Raw genomic sequence first — 19,240 nt, forward strand, 5'->3', positions numbered from 1 at the left:
TAGGAATGACTCTCGCCACTCCCCCCTCCGACAATGCGGTTCACACCGGCGTCCTGGTCCTGGCCGACGGCACGGTGTTCCGCGGCCGAGGCATCGGCGCCACGGGGGATTCGGTGGGCGAGGTGTGCTTCAACACCTCCATGACCGGCTATCAGGAGATCCTGACCGATCCCAGCTATGCCGGCCAGATCATCACCTTCACCTTCCCGCACATCGGCAACACCGGCGCCAACGCCGAAGACATCGAGACGATCACGCCGGCCGCCCGCGGCCTGATCCTGCGCGCCGACATCACCGACCCGTCGAACTGGCGCTCCACCCGCCATCTGGACGACTGGCTGAAGAGCTACGGCCTCGTCGGTCTGGCCGGCGTCGACACCCGCCGCCTGACCCGCCGCATCCGCGACCTGGGCGCGCCCAACGGCGTCGTCGCCCATGCGCCGGACGGCAAGTTCGACATCGAGGCGCTGGTCGCCAAGGCCAAGGGCTGGCCGGGTCTGGAGGGCATGGACCTGGCCAAGGACGTGTCCTGCCGCCAGACCTATGACTGGACCGAGGCCGGCTGGACCATCGGCGGCGGCTACGCCACCCAGGACAAGCCGCAGTACCATGTCGTCGCCATCGATTACGGCGCCAAGCGCAACATCCTGCGCTGCCTCGCAGCATCCGGCTGCAAGGTGACGGTGGTTCCGTCCACCGCTTCGGTCGAGGACGTGATGCGCCACCAGCCGGACGGCGTCTTCCTGTCCAACGGCCCCGGCGACCCCGCCGCCACCGGCGAATATGCCGTGCCGACCATCAAGGGCCTGCTCGACACCGGCGTGCCGATGTTCGGCATCTGCCTCGGCCACCAGATGCTGTCGCTGGCACTGGGCGCCAAGACCACCAAGATGGCGCTGGGCCACCGTGGCGCCAACCATCCGGTGAAGGACCTCGCCTCCGGCCGGGTGGAGATCACCAGCCAGAACCACGGCTTCGTCGTCGTTCCGGAGACCCTGCCGGCCGACGCCGAGGTCACCCATGTCAGCCTGTTCGACGGCACCAACGAGGGCATCCGCCTGAAGGGCAAGCCGGTCTTCTCGGTGCAGTACCACCCGGAAGCCTCGCCCGGCCCGCAGGACAGCCACTATCTGTTCGACCGCTTCGTCCAGCTGATCGCCGAGAAGAAGGCGGCCTGACGCCCGACCGCCGGCAGGTCATGAAAAAGGGGGAGCCGTTCGCGCGGCTCCCCCTTTTCCTATTTGGCATTACGCTCCTTGTCAGGGGCCAGCGTCGCGGTGGTCGCCGTGCGCGGCTGGACCCGCTGGATGCCGCCATAGCAGCTGGTGCCGCCACGCCCGCCGGGTGATCCGACGGCTTGTCCGTACTGGGTGCAATCGGCTGTCTGGCCGGCGGCTGTCGGGGTAGCGGCCGCCTTTTCGCCGCCATGCTTCTGGTCACGAGGCTTTGATTTGGGATCGTCCACAGTGGCCTCCTGGAGGTTGCGGACCATATCGATTATGGCCTCTCCTAGATTGCCAACATGGGCAGCGGTCAGCGGTTCCAACAGATATGCGTCTTCCGGATCATCCGTTTTCTCACAAGCCTCCGCCGACTGCGGAGCCCGACAACCCCGCCTGCCCGCTTTGCGGACGGCCGATGGTGCCGGGCGCCAGCCTGAACGAGCATCACCTGATCCCCCGCACCTATGGCGGCCGGGAAACGGTGACGATGCACCGCATCTGTCATGCGAAGATCCACGCGGTGCTGACCGAACAGCAGCTGCGCGACCATTATCACGAGATCGAGGCCCTGCGCGGCCATCCCGACATCGCCGCCTTCATCCGCTGGGTCCGCCGCAAGCCGCCGGAGTTCGTCGACGGCCATGCCACCGACCGGCGGCGGCGCAAGCGCTGACCGACCTCAGCCCCGCTGCATCGCCCGCCGCGCGGCCGGCTTCGGCAGATATTCGCGGGCCTCGCCGTTGCAGACGCGGCTGACCCGCTCATACTCCTCCACCGTGTCGACCTTGGCCTGCCGGCGGTCGCGCTCGCGGCCGAACTCCTGCATGATCCGCCGCATCGCCGATTCGAGCGGCCGGCGGATCGCCGCCATCGCCTGGGCCTGGCTGCGCGAACGCACCGGCGCCATCCCGTCGATCACCTGTTCCAGGCGGCTGCGGATCTGCGGCATCGTCTCGTTCAGCAGCGCCTCGTCCACCGCGACATGGCGCATCTCGTGGGCCAGAACCTCGCCATGCAGGCAGGACCCGGCGGGGATCTCGCCGGCGACATGGACGATGCGCTGCTGGAAGCCGAAGCTGATGGTCAGCGAACTGGCCGACGCGCAATAGGTGCCGTCGCCCATCGACTTGAACAGCGCCTGCACCTGCGACTGTTCGCCGTAACGCGCCTGGGTCAGCCCCAGCACATGGCTGTCGGCGGTGCTCACCGGCCCCGGCGTCCGCCCCGGAAGCCGGGTGAGCTGGGCGATCGACAGGCTGTCGTCGCGCTTGATCGGCGCCAGCACGGTGTCGAGAGTCAGCTTGGTCGGCGGAAAGCCGCCGCAGCCATTGGACTGCGCCGCGGCCGGCATCGCCGCAAGGAGGAGACCCAAAAGGGAAAGGAACAGGAGGCGAACGGTCATCCCAGCACTGTTACCGGGAAACCGTTCGCCGACAAGAGATATGGAAGGGCGGCCGATGCCCCCGAACCTCACTTCCCCGCCTTCAGCTGCTCCCGCGTCAGCCAGAACACCTCGCCGAAGCTGTTGGCGGTCTGCAGCCACAGGAAATCCAGGTGCGGATACTCCGCCTCCAGAATCTCGCGGCCGGTGCCGAACTCGCACAGCAGGCCGCCCTCCGGGGTCAGGTGCTTGGGTGCTTCCTTCAGGATGCGGCGGACGATGTCCAGCCCGTCATCGCCGCCGGCCAGCGCCATCTCCGGCTCGGCCCGGAATTCCGGCGGCAGGGCGTCCATCGATTCGGCGTCGACATAGGGCGGGTTGGTGATGATGACGTCGTACTTCCGCGTCTTCAGCGGCGCGAACAGGTCGCCCTGATGCAGGGTGATGCGGTCCTCGAACCCGCTGTCGGCGACGTTGCGCTTCGCCACCTCCAGCGCGTCGGGCGACAGGTCGACGGCGTCCACCTGGGCCTCGGGGAAGATGCGGGCGGCCAGGATGGCGAGGCAGCCGGAACCGGTGCACAGATCCAGCACCCGCTCCACCGAGGTCGGGTCCTCCACCAGCGTGAAGTCGTCGCCGCCGAACAGGTCGGAGAACAGCAGCTCCCCGATGTAGGAGCGCGGGACGATCACCCGCTCGTCCACATAGAAGGGGATGCCCTGGATATAGGCCTTGTTCAGCAGGTAGGGCGCCGGCTTGCGGGTGTCGATGCGGGCATGGAGGATGCCGGCCACCGCCTCGCGCTCCGCCGCGGTCAGGCGCGAGTCCAGATAGGGGTCGAGCTGGTCGACCGGCAGGTGCAGCGTCTCCAGCACCAGGAACACCGCCTCGTCGAAGGCCGTGGTGGTGCCGTGGCCGTAATCCAGATCGGCCTCGTTGAAGCGGCTGACGCCGTAGCGCAGGAAATCGCGGATGGTCGACAGCTCGGCGGCGGCTGCCGCGGCGGTGTGTTTGGTGGTCAGCTTGCTGGTCACTGGGCGCAGGCTCCGGTCAGGAACGGGAAAGGGGTCAGAGGATGTCCAGCACCGACTCCGGCGGACGGCCGACGCGGGCGCGGTCGCCCTTCACCACGATGGGGCGCTCGATGGCCGCCGGATTGGCGGACAGGGCGGCGACCAGCGCCTCTCCGTCCAGATCCTTGGGCAAGCCGGCCTCCGCCGCCTCCTTGGCGCGGGTGATGTCGCGCGGCCCCTTGCCCAGCTTGGCGAGGATGGCCGACAGCTCCGCCGGGCCGGGCGGGGTCTTCAGATACTCGATCACCGTCGGCTCGACGCCGCGCGACCGCAGAAGCTCCAGCGTCTCGCGCGATTTGCTGCAGCGCGGGTTGTGATAGATCGTCACGTCGCTCATGGTAGGCTTTCCAGGGTTGGGCAGGCTTGCTCGGTTTGAAGAGCGGTCAGACTGATACACCCAACCCGCGCTCCGCGCCAATCCGGCATGCGGAAACGGACGCCGCGGCGCAACATCCCTCAGGTGACAAGGGATGGCTTTGGTATTACTTTGCGCGCTCGCTTTTCCGAAGGCCCGTGCGCGCCCTTATCCCGGTGGGCGGGCCATGCGGAACAGTTCCGATGCCCAGATACGGATGCCGGCCGTGACCAAGCTCTCGCTCTCCAAGGACAAGATCAACATCCTCCTTCTGGAAGGTGTCCACGACAACGCCATCGACGAGCTGGCCCGCGGCGGCTATGCCTCCGTCGAGCGGCTGCCGCGCGCGCTGGACGAGGCGGAACTGCTGGAGCGCATCGGTTCGGTCCACATCCTGGGCATCCGCTCGCGCACCCACCTGACCGCCAAGGTGCTGGAAGCGGCGAACAAGCTGATCACCGTCGGCTGCTTCTGCATCGGCACCAACCAGGTCGACCTGAAGGCGGCGCGCCGCCAGGGCGTGCCGGTGTTCAACGCCCCCTATTCCAACACCCGGTCGGTGGCGGAGCTGGTGATCGGCGAGATCATCATGCTGATGCGCGGCATCTTCGAGAAGTCGCAGCTGGTCCATGGCGGCGGCTGGATGAAGTCGGCCAAGGATTCTTACGAGATCCGCGGCAAGACGCTGGGCATCGTCGGCTACGGTCACATCGGCACCCAGGTGTCGATCCTGGCGGAAGCCATGGGCATGCAGGTCCGCTTCTACGACACCGTGCGCAAGCTCGCGCTCGGCAACGCGCGCGCCTGCGACTCGCTGGAGGAGCTGCTGTCGGTGTCCGACGTGGTGACCCTGCATGTGCCGGACACCGCGCAGACCCGGAACATGATCGGCGAGCGTGAACTGGCCGCCATGAAGAAGGGCAGCCACCTGATCAACGCCGCCCGCGGGCAGGTGGTGGACATCGAGGCGCTGGCCGCCGCGATGAACACCGGCCACGTCCTGGGCGCCGCCATCGACGTCTTCCCGGTCGAACCCGGTTCGGACAAGGACGAGTTCCAGAGCGCGCTGCGCGGCATCAAGACCGCCATCCTGACCCCGCACATCGGCGGTTCGACGATGGAGGCCCAGGCCAACATCGGCACCGAGGTGGCGCAGAAGCTGATCGAGTATTCGGACAACGGCTCCACCGTCGGCGCGGTCAACTTCCCGCAGGTGGCGCTGCCGGTGCAGGCCGGCTGCACCCGCTTCCTGCATGTCCACGAGAACCGTCCGGGCATCCTGCGCAAGGTGAACGAGGTGTTCTCCGGCCGCGACCTGAACATCGCCGCCCAGTATCTCCAGACCGATCCGGAGCTGGGCTATGTGGTGGTGGACGTCAACGGCGACGTCGACGAGCTGGAGGTCACCAACGACCTGCGCGCCATCGAAGGCACCCTGAAGGCGCGCTTCCTGTTCCCGTCGCAGCGCTGACCGAATAGGGGGAGGGGAGTGCCCGAGGGGGACGCAACCGTCTCCCCCTTGGGAACCCTTCCTCCGCCGCCCGGTTGTCCACTCATGATGCTGCGCCGCAGCACCAGCCCGAGAGGACGACCGCAATGACCAACCGCCACTCCACCATGCTCAAGACCTTGGGCATCACCGCGCTGGCGCTTGGCGGGCTGGCCGTGGCCAACACGCTGGCCGCGCGGGCGGCCGAGCGCCGCTATCCGCCGGAAGGCCGTTTCCTGACCGTCGACGGCGTCCGCCTGCATTACATGGAGGCCGGCGAAGGCCCGCCGGTCGTGCTGCTGCACGGCAACGTCTCCGCCCTCGGCGATTCGCTGGCGAGCGGCATGTTCCAGCGGCTGGCGCGGAATCACCGGGTGATCGCCTTCGACCGTCCCGGCATGGGCCACAGCGACCGTCCCAAAAACCGCTCCCATGGCCGCGACTGGACGCCGGAGGATCAGGCCGACCTGCTCGCCCGCGCCTTCGACGCGCTGAACATCGAGAACGCCGTGGTGGTCGGCCACTCCTACGCCACGCTCGTCGCCCTGGCCCTGGCGCTGGATCATCGCCGGGCGGTGAAGGGTCTGGTGCTGATGGCCGGCTACTACTTCCCGACCAGGCGGGTGGACGCGGCTCTGGTGGCGCCGGTGGCGATGCCGGTGCTGGGCGACCTGCTGCGTTATACGCTGTCGCCGCCGTTCGCCAAGGCGATGATGCCGGCGATGCTGAAGACGCTGTTCTCGCCGCGGCCGGTGCCGGACCACCTGACGGACAGCTTTCCCGCCGCCCTGACGATCCGGCCGAGCCAGCTGCGCGCCAACGCCCAGGACGGCGTCACCATGGTGCCCGCCGCCGAACGGCTGCAGCACCGCTATGCCGACGTGACGGTCCCGGTGGCGATCTTCGCCGGTCATGGCGATCGCGTCGTCGAGCAGGAGGAACAGAGCGGCCGACTTCACCATGTCCTGTCCGACAGCACCCTGCATTGGGTACCGGACTCCGGCCACATGGTGCATTACGCCGATCCGGAGCTGGTGGTGCGCCGGATCGACGAGTTGTCAGCAGAAAAGGCGGCGCCGCAAGTCTCCGTTCACAGATAGCGCCGCATCAGGACGCTGCCGCCCTGGTGCGGCAGGCGGGGGTGCCAGGGGATGTCGGCGCGGCCGATCTCCTCGAATCCCTCGCCGGCATACAGGTGGCGGGCCGGCTCGTTGTCGGCCCAGACATGCAGGGTGACGCGGTCGAAGCCGCCGGTCCGCGCCCGCTCGTAGAACCAGCCGAGCAGCCGCCCGGCGATGCCCTGCCGCCGCCGGTCCGGATCGACCGCCAGCGCCGACAGGAAATAGCTGCCCCAATCCAGCGTTTCGGAAAATTCGGCCATATGGGCGACCCGGTCGGGCGGCAGGCCGCTGTAATCCTCCGTCCGGATCCAGTCGGTGGGATAGCCGTGGGCGATGCCGACCACCTGCCCGTCCAGTTCCGCCACTCCGCTTTGCCGGTGCGACAGCGACCCGCTGCGCCCGGCCAATCCCGGAACCAGCATCTCCGCCGCGGTCATTCCCGGCATCAGCCCGTCGAGCAGAAATTCGTAGACGCCGCCCCCGGCAATGTCGATCAACCGAGCCAGCTCCGGTGCGTCGTCGGCATCGGCCGGGCGGATGCGGAGACGGTCGTCAGTCAATGCAGGGCTCACGGCGGGAACCTTCGATCAGGAGAGCGGCCGAATAGAAGAGGCCCTCCCGCCGCGGATTTCCAGCCCCTTTCGCGCGAACCGACCCGCTCGGCCCCAATCCGCTCAGCCCTGATCGGCGGCCCGGTTCAGGTCGTCGCGCAGCCGCAGCAGCGCATCGCGGAGCGACATCAGTTCCTCGGCTGAATTGCCGGCGGCGGCGGCGATCCGCGTCGGCAGGCATTCGGCCTTGGCCCGCAGTGCCGCACCCTCGGCGGTCAGGCCAATGCGCATCAGCCGTTCGTCCTGCGGATCGCGGGCGCGGGTGAGAAGCCCCTGCCCTTCCATCCGCTTCAGCAGCGGGGTCAGCGTGCCGCTGTCCAGCCCCAGCCGCTCGCCCAGCAGCTTCATCGACTGTCCGTCCTGCTCCCACAGCAGCAGCATGATCAGATACTGCGGATAGGTCAGGCCAAGCTGCTCCAGCATCGGGCGGTAGACGCGGCTCATCGCCAGATTGGCCGAATAGAGCGCGAAGCATGCCTGGTTGGAGAGCAGAAGCGGGTCGTCCTTGTCGGCTGCCATGATGCGTGAACCCTGGAAAGACGGCGCGGAGAAGGCGGCGTGAAAAAGATGGCGCGCCGCCGGGATGCCGCGCGTCGATCGATCGTGCATCCCGCACAATCGCGCGCAACAGCCCGGCAGCGCAATGCCGAAGGCTTTACGCCTCGGGCGATACCCTCAAGATCCGGCCTTCAGCCCCATCGTCAGGCGACGGTCGTGGTGACCGGGATGTTGCCCTTGGTGGCGTGGCTGTACGGGCAGACCTTGTGGGCACGGGCCAGCAGGTCTTCGGCGGCGGCCTTGTCCATGCCCGGCAGCGAGACCACGAAGTCGACGGTCAGGCCGAAGCCCTCGCCATCGTCGCGGGCGCCGATGCCGACCGTGGCGTTCACCGTCAGGTCGGCCGGAACGGCGATCTTGTCGCGGTTGCCGACGAACTTGATGGCGCCGATGAAGCAGGCCGAATAGCCGGCGGCGAACAGCTGTTCCGGATTGGTGGCGCCGCCTTGGCCGCCCAGTTCCTTCGGCGCGGCCAGCGCGACCGACAGCAGGCCATCCTCGCTGACGGCCTTGCCGTCACGGCCACCGGTGGCGGTCACCTTGGTCGAATACAGGGTCTTCATGGCGTGTGCTCCTTCACAGATTGGATTGGCTGGGTTTCCGGGGCGGCGGTTTGAACCGGCGCCCGTCGATCTCGTGAGAAGAACTATTGCGCACAATTGAATTGCACGCAATCTCTTTTTATCGTGCGCTATTTGATTGCGTGCAATGCGTTTGGCGCATGACGCTGCCCTGGAGCCAGATGACCAATGCCCGGTGCGGGTTGGCCCGCATACCCGCGTATTGCCATTTGTTAACCCAGTTAGGGCTACTGCCGAGTTCGTGCCGGCGGAGTGACCTTCCGGCCCCTCATTCCGCTGCCCCCCCCCGAGAGTGCGATGAAACTTTCCAACAAGATCCTGCTGCCGGTCCTGGTCCTTTCCATCGTGTCGGCCGCCATCGGCGGCACCTCGGTATGGGGGTTGAACCGCATCGCCGCCGCCAACCAAGCCCTGATCCGGACGGATCGGATGGTCCTCACCGCATCGGAACTGCGGTCGATCAGTAGGTCCCTGCAGCGTGACGCCTTGAACCTCATTTCCGAGGACGCTGCGACGCAGGCGGCGATCGGCGAACGGTTCGGCGCGCGAATTGATGAAATGGCGGACACCAACCGCCGGCTCGACCGGCTTCTCGCCGCGTCGGGCAATCCGGCCGCCGGGCAAATCGGTCCGCTGCAGGTCAAGGTGATGGATGCCCTGGCGAAGACGCAGGACCTCGCCCTGGCGGGGCAGCGCGCCGCCGCCGCCGCCCTGTTCCGCAGCGATGTGCGCAACGGCGAGCGCGCGGCCTCGGCCCTGACCGATCCGATCATCGAGACTGGGACGAAGCGGATCGCCCAACTCACCGAGGCGGTGGAGGAGACCGAGAGCTTCGTGAAGGTCGCCGTGGCGGCGGTCGGGCTTATCGGCATTCTCGCCGGCGCCCTGCTCTCCCTGCTGATTGCCCGCCGCAGCGTCGTGGAGCCGCTGGCCCGCCTGACCGCGAGCATGGGACGCCTTGCCCGCAAGGATTACGGCGTCGACCTGACGGATGCGGCGCGCGGTGACGAGGTCGGCGCGATGGCCACCGCGGTCGTCACCTTCCGCGACGCGCTGCAGACCGCCGACCGGCTGGAGGCCGAGCAGGCGGCCGACCGCGCCGCCAAGGAACGGCGCACGGCCGAGGTGGAGCGTCTGGTCCGCCATTTCGAAGCGACCGTCAGCGGCATCCTGCACACGCTGTCGTCCGCCGCCACCGAACTGAGCCAGACGGCGCACAGCATGTCGGGCATCGCCGACCAAACCAATGCGCGTGCAACGGCGGCGGCTCGAACGGCGGTCGAGGCCTCATCCAACGTCCAGGCCGTCGCAGTGGCAACGGAGGAGCTGACCGCCTCCATCACCGAGATCAGCGGGCAGGTGTCGCGCTCCACTGCCATCGCCGATCAGGCGGTGGGCGAAGCGCAGCAGACCAATGCCCAGGTCCAGGGGCTGGTCGAGCAGGCGCAGCGCATCGGCGAGATCGTGCAGATGATCAACGGCATCGCCACCCAGACCAATCTGCTGGCGCTGAACGCCACCATCGAGGCGGCACGGGCGGGAGAAGCGGGCAAGGGCTTCGCCGTGGTGGCGTCGGAGGTGAAAAGCCTCGCCAACCAGACGGCCAAGGCGACGGAGGACATCGGCACCCAGATCGCCTCGATGCAGGGCGCCACCAACGGCGCGGCCCAGGCGATCGGCGGCATCAGCCGGACCATCGCGACGATCAGCGAGGTCGCCACCTCCATCGCCTCCGCCATCGAGGAGCAGGGCGCGGCAACGGCCGAGATCGCCCGCAACGTTCAGGAGGCCTCCAGCGGCACCGCGTCGGTCAGCGCCAACATCGGCGGCGTCAGCGAGGCGGCGGCCCAGACCGGCGCCGCGGCCAGTCAGGTGCTGGGCGCCTCGGGCGAGTTGGCGCGCCAGTCGGAACTGCTGCGGCAGGAGGTGGAGACCTTCCTGAGCGGCATCCGCGCCGCGTGACCGGCGTCGCTCTCTCACAACCAGGATCTGGCGCCGGAGGGGGCGACCATGGCGGCGCCGCGTGTGGGAACCGGCCCGACTTCCACACAAGAGTTCCACACGGCGCCGACAGATGACGCACCGGCCCCCCGATGACGCGGGCAAAGAAAAAGCCTTGGAACCGTTGGGTTCCAAGGCTTTTCTTTCCTTCCGGAACTGGTCGGAGCGACAGGATTTGAACCTGCGACCCCCAGACCCCCAGTCTGATGCGCTACCAGGCTGCGCTACGCTCCGTCAACTTCACCGCAGTGCTTGCGGCTTGGCTCCGGAAGGGAACGGGACTATAGCCGCGGGCTTTTGCCGATGCAACATCTCCCGTGATGAATTTTCAGCTTTTTTTGCTCCCCATTTCGGACAGGCGGGACAGCACCGATCGCAACGATTTCAACTCGTCCAACACCATGGTGATCTCGTGACGCACCGCATCGGACAGGGGCGGCTGGTCGGCACCGGCCTCGCCGCCGTCATCGGGTTCGTCAATGGTGAAAGCTTCGACATCCGGCGCCTCGTTGCCGTCATCCGTGTCTTCGGGCAGCGGCGGCGTCGGATCGGACATCCGCCCTTCCTTCAACAGGCGCTGAACGCCCTTGATGGTGTAGCGGTCCTCATACAGCAGCGCCTGGATGCGCCGCAGAAGATCGACATCCTCCGGCCGGTAATAGCGTCGGCCGCCGCCGCGCTTCAGCGGGCGGATCTGGGGAAACTTCGTCTCCCAGAACCGCAGCACATGCTGAGGCACGTTGAGGTCGGTCGACACCTCGCTGATGGTGCGATAGGCCGTGGCGGATTTCATGACCGGATCAGGCCGCCTTCCGGCAATGACCGAAGGCGGCGGTCCGCGGGACGGCACGGCACGGCGATGGACGGGACATCCGAATCATCGGGAACGGCCAACGTCAGGACAGCGCCCGCGCGGGCGTCGGCGCCCCACCCTCCTGAACCTCGTTGATGCGGTTCTTCAGCACATGGCTGGCGCGAAAGACCAAAACCCGGCGCGGCAGGATCGGCACCTCTTCCCCGGTCTTGGGATTGCGGCCGATTCGCTCGCCCTTCTGGCGGACCTGAAAGCTGCCGAAGGACGAGATCTTCACCATCTCCCCCCGGGCGAGCGCATCGGAAATCTCGTCCAGGACGGTTTCGACCAGATCGGCCGATTCATTGCGCGAAAGACCGACCTCCTGATAGACGGCTTCGCTCAATTGCGCGCGCGTGACGGTGTTTTGCGACATTGTTCGACCTCCCCCCGCAACCATTGCGAAGACGGTAATCCGGGGGAAGAAGGTCCGTCAATTCAAAAGCTTGGCAGCCGCAAACGGCCCGGCCGAAGTCCGGCCGGGGTTGCAGCGCAGCATGGCAACGGGGAGAGTGGAATGGGACGCCGGCGGCTTACCAGCGGATCAGCGCCGAACCCCAGGTCAGGCCGCCGCCGATGGCTTCCATCAGGATCAGGTCGCCACGCTTGATGCGGCCGTCGGCCACCGCCTCGCCCAGCGCCAGCGGGATCGACGCGGCCGAGGTGTTGCCGTGGCGGTCAACCGTCAGAACCACCTTCTCCGGCGACAGCTTCATCTTGCGGGCCAGCCCGTCGATGATGCGGCGGTTCGCCTGGTGCGGCACCATCCAGTCGATGTCGGTCGACTCGAGGCCGTTGGCGACCAGAGCCTCCTCCACCACCGCCGACAGCTTGGACACGGCGTGGCGGAAGATTTCCTGCCCGTGCATGCGGACATGGCCGATGGTGCCGGTCGACGATGCGCCGCCGTCGACGTAGAGCAGGTCGTACTGGCTGCCGTCGGAATGCAGGTGGGTGGACAGCACGCCGCGGTCGGACGAATCGCCCTTGCCTTCATAGGCGTCCAGAACGATGGCGCCGGCGCCGTCGCCGAACAGCACGCAGGTGGTGCGGTCGTTCCAGTCCAGCAGGCGGGAGAAGGTTTCCGCCCCGATCACCAGGGCGCGGCGCGCCTGACCGTTGCGCAGGAAATTGTCGGCCACCGACATGGCATAGACGAATCCGGCGCACACCGCCTGGATGTCCATGGCGAAGCCCTTGGTCCCCAGCGCCGCCTGCACCTTGGTCGCCGTGGCCGGGAAGGTGTTGTCGGGCGTGGTGGTGGCCAGGATGATACAGTCGATGCTGGCGGCCGGCACGCCGGCATGCTCCAGCGCGCGGGTCGCCGCGGCGATGGCGAGGTCGGAGGTCTTCTCCCCCTCCGCGGCGATGTGGCGGGACTTGATGCCGGTGCGCTGGACGATCCATTCGTCCGACGTGTCGACCCGCTGTTCCAAATCTTTGTTGGTGACGACATTGGACGGCAGGAAGATACCGCAACCCAGAACTCGGGAACGCATGACCATTGTTCAGCCCGCCGCCGCCTTCGTGTCGGGAAGAGGGTTCGCGTCGGCTATGCGCCCCATCTCTTCCTTGATGCGTTCGTTGAAGCCATGCGTCGCCAGATTGACGGCGACCGCGACGGCATTGGCGAAGCCGACCGCGTCGGTGCCGCCATGGCTCTTCACGCAGACGCCGCGCAGGCCCAGGAACATCGCGCCGTTGTAGCGGCGCGGGTCGATCCGCTCGCGGAAGCGCTTGAAGGCGCCGCGTGCCAGCAGATAGCCGATCCGTGCCAGGAACGACGTCGCGAAGGTCCGGCGCAGGAACTCCGAGAACAGCTTGGCCGTGCCCTCCGCCGTCTTCAGCGCGACATTGCCGGTGAAACCGTCGGTGACGATGACGTCCACCGTTCCCAGCCCGATGTCCGTGCCTTCGACGAAGCCATGGAAGCGGCCGGGCAGCGGCATGTCGCGCAGGCTGGCCGCCGCGGCACGCACCACCTCGTTGCCCTTCATGTCCTCCGACCCGATGTTCAGCACACCGATCGACGGCTCCGGAAGGCCCAGGATGGCGCGCGCGAAGACGGCCCCCATCACGGCGAACTGGACGAGATTTTCCGGCTGGCATTCGGCGTTGGCGCCGAGGTCCAGCATCACGCTCTCGCCCCGTTGCGTCGGGAAGAAGGAGGCCATCGCCGGCCGGTCGATGCCCGGCAGCGTCTTCAGCACGAACTTCGCCATCGCCATCAGGGCGCCGGTGTTGCCGGCCGACACCACGCAGGCAGCCTCGCCCGCCGCGACGGCGTCGATGGCAAGCCTCATGCTGGACTGGCGACCGGCGCGCAACGCCACTGCCGGCTTGGCGTCACCGGCCACGAAGTCGGCGGTGTGGCGGATTTCCGCCACTGCCTTCAACGCAGGCCGCTGGCTCAGCAGCGGTTCGAGCCGCTGCTGGTCGCCGTACAGCAGAAAGCGCACGTCGGGATGGCGCTCCCGCGCGATGTCCGCCCCGGCAACGACCATGTCGGGGCCGAGATCGCCACCCATGGCATCCAGGGCGATGGTCAGGCGCTGGCTCACCGCGAACAGGCTCCCCGGCTTGGACCCCGGCAGGGGCGACCAGCGCCCCCGGTCATCGGGACCTCAGACAACGCGATCCGGATCAAGCGGCCGCGGTGCCGCTCTGAACCACTTCACGCTGGTCGTAATGGCCGCAAGACCCGCAGACGTGGTGCGGACGCTTCAGCTCGCCGCAGTTCGGGCACTCGTTGTACGCCGACGTCGGCAGAGCGTGGTGCGAACGCCGCATGTTGCGCCGCGACTTGGAGGTCTTCTTCTTCGGAACAGCCATGACCGTAAACTCTCTTCATTGGAAAGGGCGGCCCGAACAGGGGCCGCCCAGCGCGAGCGGCATTCAATAAGGCAAATGCCCCCAAAGGGCAAGCCCGAACAACCCCCATTTCGCAACCCCGCGCCGCTCATTGGTGGGGGTGGAAATGCCGGCCCTTATACAAGGCGCGGCGGGGAAAGCAACAGTCCGATCAGTCCCGCGACTTCAACTGTTGCAGAACGGCGAAGGGATTGGGCTTTTCAGGCTCTTCCGCCACCTCTTCCTCCACCGGGTCCTCGTCATAGCCTTCGAATTCCACCCCTTCGGCGTGCGGATAGGGGTCCAGGCCCAGCGACAGGTGCTGCGCCGTCAACTCGCCGATGTCGATTCGGTTGTTGTCCATCGGCTCGGGAATGTCCTCGTCCGACAGGGACGGGTCGAAATCGATCTCCAGCCCCTGGTCTTCGATCATCGACGGCGGGGCGAACAGCGCATCGAAGCTCTCGCTGACATGGGCGGGCACCGGCTCCAGCGTGACGACGCAGGTCTGGACCACGTCGGCCTCCAACCGGCCGGAGACGCGGATCATCTGGCCGCCGCGCACCGCCCGCAGTTTCACCGTGGCGGTCAGGCTGCCGATCGCCTCCAGCTCCAGCCGTTCGGCCAGCGCCTTGCGCTCCGTCTCCGTCGCTTCGATGGTCTCGATCACGTCGGCGCGGCGCACAGCGTCGGCAGGGACGATGCGCGAGAATTCCGGGGCCGGCAGGGCACCGTTGGCAGGACTCATGGCGAAAGACTCTCTGATCGAAAACCGGAACGGCCGGCGCGACGGGCGACCGGCATCACTCAAGTCACATGCAGCCGCCGCACCGGAAAGGCAAGCCCTCAAGCATCTCCCAGGGCATCTCCCTGGGCATCGCCCGCCCGGCCGCGAGCGATTCAACGCTCACCTTAATATAGTGCAACGCTCACGCCGGCACCGGCGCGAAGCGGACCTCCCCCTGCATCAGCGACTCCAGCGGCTGGGCGTCGAGCGCCGCGGCGCAGGCGCGCACATAGGCGGCGATGGTCACCAGCACCCCGTCCGGCACCGGGTCCACCGTGCCGTAGAGGTTGTTGTCCAGCGCCACTTCCAGCCTGCCGTCGTCGGAGTCGGCCAGCGCCTCGTCATAGGCGCGGATGCGTCCGGCCATGCCGCGCGCCATCGTCTTGACGCGCCGGGCGATGCCGCTGTCGCCGACCCCCATCTCCAGCAGCGACTTCTCGAAATCGTCGACCATCGTCTCGTAGAGGCGCTGCGACAGTTTGCCCGCCTCCGCGCCCTGCCCCTTCAGCCGGCGCATCACCAGCAGCAGATGCAGCGCCACCATTTCGAACCGCCCGTCGAGCGTGTCCGGCACGGCGAGCGCACTGTAGAAGGCCGGCTCGCGGGCGCGGCCGACGATGGCGGTGAACAGGCCGCCCACCGCCGTGGCGTTGCGGGCACGCGCGCCGCCGCCGATCCCGGACATCAAAGGGGCCAGCAGACGGCCGATAAAGCTTCCTGACACGAACGGCAGCCCTTCCCCGACTCGGAGTCTCGTTGACAGGGCGAAGCAGCCGGTGCGATTGTCCCGCACGGAGACTGTCCACAGCCGTGGACGGCCTCACTGCCCCGCCGGCTCCATCATAGCCCGAGCACCATGACCAGATCGAACTTTTCCGCCCCCCGCACCGTCATTCGCACCGCCCTGCTGGGCAGCGTCCTGCTCGCCGGCCTCGCCGCGACCGGCTGCTCGCCCATCGTCGCCACCCGCGGCAACCTGACGGACCCGCAGCTGGTGGCAGAGCTGCAGCCGGGCCAGAGCCGGCGCGACGACGTCGCCGCGGTGCTGGGCACCCCGACCTCGGTCGGCACCTTCGATCCGAACGTCTGGTACTATATCGGGCAGAAGACAGAGAAGACCGCCTTCTTCGAGCCGGAAGTGACGGAGCGCCGCGTCGTCGTCGCCCATTTCGACGACACCGGCGTCCTGCGCGAGATCAAGACGCTCGACAAGTCGGCTGGCCAGGACGTCGATCTGGTGGAACGCACCACCCCGACCGCCGGCCGCGAGATGGGCTTCCTGGAACAGATGATGGGCAACGTCGGCCGCTTCTCCGCCAAGGACACCAAGGGCAAGGGCCCCGGCAGCTGATCGCTTAGCCGCCAGCCAGGCCCTCCGTGCCGGTTCATCCCGATACAGACACCGACCTGCGCCACATGCGCGCCGCCCTGTCGCTCGCCGCGCGCGGGCTGGGGCGGACATGGCCCAATCCGGCGGTCGGCTGTGTGCTGGTCCGCGGCGGCGCCGTGATCGGCCGCGGCTGGACCCAGCCCGGCGGGAGGCCGCATGCCGAGACGGAGGCGCTGGCCCGTGCCCGCAGCCTCTCCGGCGGGATAGAGGGCGGCGGGGCGGAAGGCGCCACCGCCTACGTCACGCTGGAACCCTGCAATCACTATGGCAAGACGCCGCCCTGCGCCCTGGCGCTGGTGGAGGCGAAGGTGGCGCGCGTCGTCGTCGCCTGCCAGGACCCCGACCCGCGGGTCGCCGGCGGTGGCCTGACCCGGCTGCGCGATGCCGGCATCGAGGTGACCACCGGCGTCTGCGAGGCCGAGGCGCTGGCCCTGAACGAGGGCTTCTTCAACCGCATCACGCTGGGCCGCCCGCTGGTGACGCTGAAGGTCGCCAGCACGCTGGACGGCCGCATCGCCACCGCCACCGGCGAGTCGCAGTGGATCACCGGCCCCACCGCCCGCGCCTGGGGCCACCGGCTGCGCGCCAGCCACGACGCCATCCTGGTCGGCATCGGCACCGCGCTGGCCGACGATCCCGAACTGACCTGCCGCCTGCCCGGCCTGGAAGACCGCAGCCCGGTGCGCGTGGTGGTGGACAGCAGCCTGCGCCTGCCGCCGACGGCAAAGCTCGCCACCGGCGCCGGCCGCATCCCGAGCTGGATCGTCACCGGCCCTTCTGCCGATCCCGCCCGCACCCAGGCGCTGACCGCTCTCGGCGTCGAAGTGATCCCGGTTGCCACCGACGCTGACGGCCGCATCGATCCAGCCGCCGCGATGACCGCCCTCGCCGCCCGCGGCATCACCCGCGTGCTGGTGGAGGGCGGAGCGTCCATCGCCGGCGCCCTGCTCGGCGCCGGGCTGGTCGACCGGCTGGAGTGGTTCCGCGCCGCCTCGCTGATCGGCGGCGACGGGCTGCCGGCGGTCGCCGGCTTCGGAGTCGAGGCGCTGGCCGCCATGGCGCGCTTCGAACGCGCCGCCGTCCGCGGTGCCGGCGCCGATCTCGCCGAAAGCTACCGCCGGATCCCCGCCAAAGCATCGGTCTAGCCGACGCAACAGACCGTTGCGCCGTCCGCGGTGTCGCGCGCGCTTCCCCTGGCCGCGAAACCTGCTAAATTCCCCGCATGTTCACCGGAATCATCACCGATGTCGGGCGCGTCCAGGCCGTGGAGCGGCAGGGCGACACCCGGTTCACCATCGAGACCGCCTTCGACACGGAGACGATCGCGATCGGGGCGTCCATCGCCCACAACGGCGTCTGTCTGACGGTCATCGAAAAGGGACCGGGGACCTACGTCATCCAGGCGTCGGGGGAGACCCTGTCGAAGACGACGCTCGGCGGGTGGGAGCCCGGCACGCGCGTCAACCTGGAACGCGCGCTGAAGGTCGGCGACGAGCTGGGCGGGCACATCGTGTCCGGCCATGTCGACGGCGTCGGCCGGCTGCTGTCGATCCGCCCCGAAGGCGAATCGCTGCGCCTGACCTTCGAGGCGCCGGCCACCCTCGCCAAATACATCGCGCCGAAGGGTTCGGTCGCCATCGACGGCGTGTCCCTGACCGTCAACGAGGTCGAGGGCAACCGCTTCGGCGTCAACATCATCCCCCACACCCAGACCGCGACCACCTTCGGCGGGCTGAGGGAGGGCGATCCGGTCAATCTCGAAATCGATATGCTGGCGCGCTATGTCGCCCGGCTCGCGGGGCAGGAATGACGTCCGAGTTTCACAAGTACCTGTCGACGGCCGAAGAGATCATCGAAGAGGCGCGTCAGGGCAGAATGTTCATCCTGGTCGACGACGAGGACCGGGAGAACGAGGGCGATCTGGTGATCCCCGCCTCCTGCGCCACGCCGGATGCGGTGAACTTCATGGCCAAGCATGGGCGCGGCCTGATCTGCCTGACCATGGACCGGCCGAACATCGAACGGCTGCGCCTGCCGCTGATGGCGCAGCAGAACGCCTCGCGCCACCAGACCGCCTTCACCGTCTCGATCGAGGCGCGCGAGGGGGTGACCACCGGCATCTCGGCCGCCGACCGCGCCCGCACCATCGCCGTCGCCATCGACCCGGCGTCCGGCCCGCAGGATCTCGCCACCCCCGGTCACATCTTCCCGCTGCTGGCGCGTGACGGCGGCGTGCTGGTCCGCGCCGGCCATACGGAGGCGTCGGTCGACATCGCCCGGCTGTCCGGCCATTCTTCGTCGGCGGTGATCTGCGAGATCATGAACGACGACGGCAGCATGGCCCGCCTGCCGGATCTGGTGCAGTTCGCACAGTTCCACGGGCTGAAGGTGGGCACCATCGCCGACCTGATCGCCTATCGCCGCCGCACCGAGACCATCGTCGAGCAGGTGCTGGCCGGCACGCTGGACAGCCGTTACGGCGGCCGGTTCCAGTCCTATGTCTATGTCAACAAGATCCAGTATGCGGAGCACATCGCGCTGGTGCGCGGCGACATCTCCGGCGACGAGCCGGTGCTGGTCCGCATGCATGCCCAATCGGTGCTGGACGACGTGCTGGGCGACCGCAACTCCGGCCGCGACAACGAACTCCACGCCTCGATGGAGCTGATCGCCAAGGAAGGCCGCGGCGTCGTCGTGCTTCTGCGCGAGCCGAACCCGAACGGCCTCTCGGTCACGCTGAAGGCCCGGCTGGAAGGTCAGGCCAGCAGCGTGCCGGAACTGCGCGACTATGGCATCGGCGCCCAGATCCTGCTGGATCTGGGCGTGCGCAAGATGGTGCTGATCTCCAACCGCAAGAAGCCGATCATCGGGTTGGAGGGCTACGGCCTGACCGTGGTCGGCCACCGCGCGGTCGGCCCCACGGCCGATGGAACGGGCGCCGCCGGCCCGGGCGACGACTGAGGAAGG

At 68.1% G+C, this 19,240-nt stretch carries 23 protein-coding genes and 1 tRNA gene; 9 read left to right on the forward strand and 15 right to left on the reverse strand.

The genetic code is table 11. The annotated features are described in order from the left end of the window. The first annotated feature begins 5 nt into the window (after positions 1–5). Positions 6–1,178 carry a glutamine-hydrolyzing carbamoyl-phosphate synthase small subunit gene (carA, locus tag FZ938_RS03600; protein ID WP_149197274.1) on the forward strand — a complete coding sequence of 391 codons (1,173 nt, stop codon included), beginning with the start codon at positions 6–8 and terminating at the stop codon, positions 1,176–1,178. 59 nt (positions 1,179–1,237) lie between these two features. Here the strand turns inward: carA and FZ938_RS03605 are convergent, their stop codons facing one another. Beyond that, the gene (locus FZ938_RS03605; RefSeq protein ID WP_149197275.1) at positions 1,238–1,546 is read right to left on the reverse strand and encodes a hypothetical protein; all 309 of its coding nucleotides are present in this window, start codon (positions 1,544–1,546) and stop codon (positions 1,238–1,240) included. A gap of 92 nt (positions 1,547–1,638) precedes the next feature. On the opposite strand from FZ938_RS03605, the gene FZ938_RS03610 reads away from it, so the two are divergent. Further along, complete coding sequence (locus tag FZ938_RS03610) at positions 1,639–1,896, forward strand: HNH endonuclease (protein WP_174757306.1); 258 nt, start codon at positions 1,639–1,641, stop codon at positions 1,894–1,896. Positions 1,897–1,902: 6 nt separating this feature from the next. Here the strand turns inward: FZ938_RS03610 and FZ938_RS03615 are convergent, their stop codons facing one another. From FZ938_RS03615 to arsC, 3 genes are all read right to left on the reverse strand, one after another. Continuing rightward, complete coding sequence (locus FZ938_RS03615; protein WP_149197277.1) at positions 1,903–2,625, reverse strand: hypothetical protein; 723 nt, start codon at positions 2,623–2,625, stop codon at positions 1,903–1,905. A 68-nt stretch (positions 2,626–2,693) separates the two neighbouring features. Then, entirely contained in the window at positions 2,694–3,638 is a 945-nt protein-coding gene (prmB, locus tag FZ938_RS03620) for a 50S ribosomal protein L3 N(5)-glutamine methyltransferase (RefSeq protein ID WP_246457494.1), read from the reverse strand. A 34-nt stretch (positions 3,639–3,672) separates the two neighbouring features. Then, on the reverse strand, positions 3,673–4,014 hold the full coding sequence (arsC, locus tag FZ938_RS03625; RefSeq protein ID WP_149197278.1) for an arsenate reductase (glutaredoxin): 342 nt from the start codon (positions 4,012–4,014) through the stop codon (positions 3,673–3,675). Positions 4,015–4,258: 244 nt separating this feature from the next. Here arsC and serA point away from each other — a divergent pair, with 244 nt between their 5' ends. Continuing rightward, entirely contained in the window at positions 4,259–5,503 is a 1,245-nt protein-coding gene (serA, locus tag FZ938_RS03630) for a phosphoglycerate dehydrogenase (protein WP_149197279.1), read from the forward strand. Between the two features lie 125 nt (positions 5,504–5,628). Then, positions 5,629–6,621, forward strand: a complete 993-nt coding sequence (locus FZ938_RS03635; RefSeq protein ID WP_149197280.1) for an alpha/beta fold hydrolase — start codon at positions 5,629–5,631, stop codon at positions 6,619–6,621. Here FZ938_RS03635 and FZ938_RS03640 read toward each other — a convergent pair. From FZ938_RS03640 to FZ938_RS03650, 3 genes are all read right to left on the reverse strand, one after another. Then, complete coding sequence (locus FZ938_RS03640; protein WP_246457496.1) at positions 6,612–7,202, reverse strand: GNAT family N-acetyltransferase; 591 nt, start codon at positions 7,200–7,202, stop codon at positions 6,612–6,614. The two genes, FZ938_RS03635 and FZ938_RS03640, sit on opposite strands and share 10 nt — an antisense overlap. Before the next feature lie 114 nt (positions 7,203–7,316). Further along, positions 7,317–7,772 carry a MarR family winged helix-turn-helix transcriptional regulator gene (locus FZ938_RS03645; RefSeq protein WP_149197282.1) on the reverse strand — a complete coding sequence of 152 codons (456 nt, stop codon included), beginning with the start codon at positions 7,770–7,772 and terminating at the stop codon, positions 7,317–7,319. Positions 7,773–7,954: 182 nt separating this feature from the next. Beyond that, positions 7,955–8,374, reverse strand: coding sequence for an organic hydroperoxide resistance protein (locus FZ938_RS03650; protein WP_012973667.1), 420 nt, complete (start codon positions 8,372–8,374; stop codon positions 7,955–7,957). Positions 8,375–8,689: 315 nt separating this feature from the next. On the opposite strand from FZ938_RS03650, the gene FZ938_RS03655 reads away from it, so the two are divergent. Beyond that, complete coding sequence (locus tag FZ938_RS03655; protein WP_149197283.1) at positions 8,690–10,354, forward strand: methyl-accepting chemotaxis protein; 1,665 nt, start codon at positions 8,690–8,692, stop codon at positions 10,352–10,354. Positions 10,355–10,550: 196 nt separating this feature from the next. Here FZ938_RS03655 and FZ938_RS03660 read toward each other — a convergent pair. The 8 genes from FZ938_RS03660 to FZ938_RS03695 all read right to left on the reverse strand — a co-directional run bounded on the left by FZ938_RS03660 (position 10,551) and on the right by FZ938_RS03695 (position 15,568). Then, a tRNA-Pro gene (locus tag FZ938_RS03660) sits at positions 10,551–10,627 on the reverse strand. A gap of 94 nt (positions 10,628–10,721) precedes the next feature. Beyond that, on the reverse strand, positions 10,722–11,186 hold the full coding sequence (locus tag FZ938_RS03665; protein WP_149197284.1) for a MerR family transcriptional regulator: 465 nt from the start codon (positions 11,184–11,186) through the stop codon (positions 10,722–10,724). Between the two features lie 103 nt (positions 11,187–11,289). Continuing rightward, the gene (locus FZ938_RS03670; RefSeq protein WP_085088899.1) at positions 11,290–11,622 is read right to left on the reverse strand and encodes an integration host factor subunit alpha; all 333 of its coding nucleotides are present in this window, start codon (positions 11,620–11,622) and stop codon (positions 11,290–11,292) included. Positions 11,623–11,779: 157 nt separating this feature from the next. After that, on the reverse strand, positions 11,780–12,751 hold the full coding sequence (locus tag FZ938_RS03675) for a beta-ketoacyl-ACP synthase III (RefSeq protein ID WP_149197285.1): 972 nt from the start codon (positions 12,749–12,751) through the stop codon (positions 11,780–11,782). 3 nt (positions 12,752–12,754) lie between these two features. Next, complete coding sequence (gene plsX / locus FZ938_RS03680) at positions 12,755–13,807, reverse strand: phosphate acyltransferase PlsX (RefSeq protein ID WP_149197286.1); 1,053 nt, start codon at positions 13,805–13,807, stop codon at positions 12,755–12,757. Between the two features lie 82 nt (positions 13,808–13,889). Further along, positions 13,890–14,078 (reverse strand): 50S ribosomal protein L32, encoded by a 189-nt coding sequence (gene rpmF, locus FZ938_RS03685; RefSeq protein ID WP_012973646.1) that lies wholly within the window; start codon positions 14,076–14,078, stop codon positions 13,890–13,892. A 190-nt stretch (positions 14,079–14,268) separates the two neighbouring features. Next, positions 14,269–14,844, reverse strand: coding sequence for a YceD family protein (locus tag FZ938_RS03690; RefSeq protein WP_149197287.1), 576 nt, complete (start codon positions 14,842–14,844; stop codon positions 14,269–14,271). Between the two features lie 181 nt (positions 14,845–15,025). Beyond that, a complete protein-coding gene (locus FZ938_RS03695; protein ID WP_149197682.1) occupies positions 15,026–15,568 on the reverse strand; it encodes a ubiquinol-cytochrome C chaperone family protein in 543 nt (180 codons plus the stop codon). A gap of 171 nt (positions 15,569–15,739) precedes the next feature. Here FZ938_RS03695 and FZ938_RS03700 point away from each other — a divergent pair, with 171 nt between their 5' ends. The 4 genes from FZ938_RS03700 (at position 15,740) to ribB (ending at position 19,234) form a co-directional block, all read left to right on the forward strand. Continuing rightward, positions 15,740–16,234 (forward strand): outer membrane protein assembly factor BamE, encoded by a 495-nt coding sequence (locus FZ938_RS03700; RefSeq protein WP_149197288.1) that lies wholly within the window; start codon positions 15,740–15,742, stop codon positions 16,232–16,234. Between the two features lie 26 nt (positions 16,235–16,260). Then, positions 16,261–17,418, forward strand: coding sequence for a bifunctional diaminohydroxyphosphoribosylaminopyrimidine deaminase/5-amino-6-(5-phosphoribosylamino)uracil reductase RibD (ribD, locus tag FZ938_RS03705; RefSeq protein ID WP_343075088.1), 1,158 nt, complete (start codon positions 16,261–16,263; stop codon positions 17,416–17,418). A gap of 77 nt (positions 17,419–17,495) precedes the next feature. After that, positions 17,496–18,083, forward strand: coding sequence for a riboflavin synthase (locus FZ938_RS03710; protein ID WP_149197289.1), 588 nt, complete (start codon positions 17,496–17,498; stop codon positions 18,081–18,083). Then, positions 18,080–19,234 (forward strand): 3,4-dihydroxy-2-butanone-4-phosphate synthase, encoded by a 1,155-nt coding sequence (gene ribB / locus FZ938_RS03715; RefSeq protein WP_149197290.1) that lies wholly within the window; start codon positions 18,080–18,082, stop codon positions 19,232–19,234. Before FZ938_RS03710 ends, ribB begins: the two co-directional genes overlap by 4 nt. The last annotated feature ends 6 nt before the right edge of the window (positions 19,235–19,240 follow it).

This window comes from Azospirillum oryzae (genome assembly GCF_008364795.1).
Classification (GTDB): domain Bacteria; phylum Pseudomonadota; class Alphaproteobacteria; order Azospirillales; family Azospirillaceae; genus Azospirillum; species Azospirillum oryzae.

Bases quoted from the DNA above. Each gene is read 5' to 3' on its own strand.
- FZ938_RS03710 (WP_149197289.1), top strand. From the start codon at position 17,496: ATGTTCACCGGAATCATCACCGATGTCGGGCGCGTCCAGGCCGTGGAG.
- FZ938_RS03610 (WP_174757306.1), top strand. From the start codon at position 1,639: ATGGTGCCGGGCGCCAGCCTGAACGAGCATCACCTGATCCCCCGCACC.
- FZ938_RS03670 (WP_085088899.1), bottom strand. From the start codon at position 11,622: ATGTCGCAAAACACCGTCACGCGCGCGCAATTGAGCGAAGCCGTCTAT.
- ribB (WP_149197290.1), top strand. From the start codon at position 18,080: ATGACGTCCGAGTTTCACAAGTACCTGTCGACGGCCGAAGAGATCATC.
- FZ938_RS03655 (WP_149197283.1), top strand. From the start codon at position 8,690: ATGAAACTTTCCAACAAGATCCTGCTGCCGGTCCTGGTCCTTTCCATC.
- FZ938_RS03675 (WP_149197285.1), bottom strand. From the start codon at position 12,751: ATGGTCATGCGTTCCCGAGTTCTGGGTTGCGGTATCTTCCTGCCGTCC.
- FZ938_RS03645 (WP_149197282.1), bottom strand. From the start codon at position 7,772: ATGGCAGCCGACAAGGACGACCCGCTTCTGCTCTCCAACCAGGCATGC.
- carA (WP_149197274.1), top strand. From the start codon at position 6: ATGACTCTCGCCACTCCCCCCTCCGACAATGCGGTTCACACCGGCGTC.
- FZ938_RS03650 (WP_012973667.1), bottom strand. From the start codon at position 8,374: ATGAAGACCCTGTATTCGACCAAGGTGACCGCCACCGGTGGCCGTGAC.
- arsC (WP_149197278.1), bottom strand. From the start codon at position 4,014: ATGAGCGACGTGACGATCTATCACAACCCGCGCTGCAGCAAATCGCGC.
- FZ938_RS03635 (WP_149197280.1), top strand. From the start codon at position 5,629: ATGACCAACCGCCACTCCACCATGCTCAAGACCTTGGGCATCACCGCG.
- FZ938_RS03665 (WP_149197284.1), bottom strand. From the start codon at position 11,186: ATGAAATCCGCCACGGCCTATCGCACCATCAGCGAGGTGTCGACCGAC.
- FZ938_RS03690 (WP_149197287.1), bottom strand. From the start codon at position 14,844: ATGAGTCCTGCCAACGGTGCCCTGCCGGCCCCGGAATTCTCGCGCATC.
- rpmF (WP_012973646.1), bottom strand. From the start codon at position 14,078: ATGGCTGTTCCGAAGAAGAAGACCTCCAAGTCGCGGCGCAACATGCGG.
- FZ938_RS03615 (WP_149197277.1), bottom strand. From the start codon at position 2,625: ATGACCGTTCGCCTCCTGTTCCTTTCCCTTTTGGGTCTCCTCCTTGCG.
- FZ938_RS03695 (WP_149197682.1), bottom strand. From the start codon at position 15,568: ATGTCCGGGATCGGCGGCGGCGCGCGTGCCCGCAACGCCACGGCGGTG.
- FZ938_RS03700 (WP_149197288.1), top strand. From the start codon at position 15,740: ATGACCAGATCGAACTTTTCCGCCCCCCGCACCGTCATTCGCACCGCC.